Genomic DNA, 1,027 nt, shown 5'->3' on the forward strand with positions numbered 1-1,027 from the left:
GCGTTAGTACAGGCACTGCCTTCAAACTCAGATTCTATATATACACCCCAAAAAAAACGTAGAAAATTACCTGGATAGTAAGTATCAATCATTAGGTTTTATTATTTAGACGGTATTTATGGAAAGGAAGAAACTTAATGAATATCTTTGATTGCTTAGATGAACTACAAGCAGAATTGTTTGAGAAATCATACGAAGAAATGGAAGCTAAGTATTATGAATTATGCTCTACTCAAGTGGAAGGTAATGAAATAGATCGGATTCATAATATAAATTTAGATACTTTTCAAACGCAAGTAAAGAGTAGCCTTCCAGAAGCTATGCGTATAGTAAATGAACAGTCTGCAAAAGCCATTTATTTTGAATATGATATGGATAATGATTGGGAAAGTACATTTTTTATTTGCGATGGATATAGTAGTCTCTTTGAAGAAGATGATGACTGGGCCAGTGATTGGATAGAGGAAATTGAAGGGCCTAGTAACAAAGAGTTTGCTCAGATTTATCAAGAGAATGGATTTGATGCTACAGAAAAAGCAAAGGCTATAACACTACTTTTAATTGTAAGAACGCTTGTAGCTTTTGCGAAAGCTGTAGAAAACATAAAAGTCAATGTTCCCTTATGTGTGGGATTTCATGATCAAGATCCAATCATGCGAATTAAAGAGTAGCTATTGAGAAATCCATCATGGCAACACAAATAACTTATTATATATGGAACCTATAGAAAAGTTATATTGAAGAAGGGATTATTAAAATGTTAAAAATAAAAAACTTTCATTTGCTAACTAGTCTTTCACCAGATTTTTCTTTTTTAGATATGAAATATATTATAGAAGCAAGGTACTTCACAGAGTATAGAAACAGTTTATTGTTTGATGAAGAGAACAAAACTAATTTACATATAGTCTTTCTTTTAAAAACTAAAGGTGCTCATAGCTTTCATGAAGTCAGTATGAATTTTTATAGCGTAGGAAATTTCAAACTATACGCGAGTGGGGGAGCTTTACAGTTATCTATATTAGAG

Annotated in this window: 2 protein-coding genes; both read left to right on the forward strand. The window is 31.6% G+C overall.

Annotated features, from left to right (window positions below):
* Positions 1-137: 137 nt before the first annotated feature.
* Complete coding sequence (locus AC1DRF_RS29400) at positions 138-671, forward strand: hypothetical protein (RefSeq protein ID WP_427076665.1); 534 nt, start codon at positions 138-140, stop codon at positions 669-671.
* 86 nt (positions 672-757) lie between these two features.
* A partial coding sequence (locus tag AC1DRF_RS29405; protein ID WP_477742496.1) for a hypothetical protein occupies positions 758-1,027 on the forward strand: 270 nt, incomplete at its 3' end.

The organism is Priestia sp. P5_B4 (assembly GCF_056400385.1).